This window comes from Salifodinibacter halophilus, assembly GCA_012999515.1.
In the GTDB taxonomy this organism is placed as follows: Bacteria; Pseudomonadota; Gammaproteobacteria; order Nevskiales; family Salinisphaeraceae; genus Salifodinibacter; species Salifodinibacter halophilus.
In genome coordinates, this window is sequence record JABEEB010000029.1 from 1 (window position 1) to 420 (window position 420).

General features: G+C 67.6%; 1 protein-coding gene. It reads right to left on the minus strand.

All coding sequences use genetic code 11. The features are described 5' to 3' along the window. A partial coding sequence (locus HKX41_10515; GenBank protein ID NNC24566.1) for an efflux RND transporter permease subunit occupies nucleotides 1–310 on the minus strand: 310 nt, incomplete at its 3' end. Nucleotides 311–420: the final 110 nt, after the last annotated feature.

The following is a 420-nucleotide window of genomic DNA, read 5'->3' on the forward strand; positions in this document are numbered from 1 at the left end:
CGATGTCGCGGTCCCAGTCCTTGAACTCCATCTGGATGGTGGCCGCATCGGAACTGGCGGTGCCGTGCAGGCGCTTGATCCCGGTCATCGTCGCCCGCGCCTCTTCGGCCGGGCGCAGGATGGTGCGTTCGACTTCCTCCGGGGTGGAGCCGTCGTACGGCAGCTGCACCAGCAGGAACGGCGCGGTGATGTCCGGCAGCGACTCCAACGGCAGCCGCACGGCCGCGATCAGGCCGATCACGAACATCGACACGAACAACATGATGGTCGTGATCGGCCGCTTGATGCTGATCTCGGCGACGCCGCTCATGTCAGTGCGCCCCGGTCAGCGGATCGTTGTCGTGGCCCAGCGTTTCGGCCAGGCCTTGCCGCAGCCGTTCGGGCCGGGGCTGACCCATCTGTTCCCCACGCCGGTCGAGC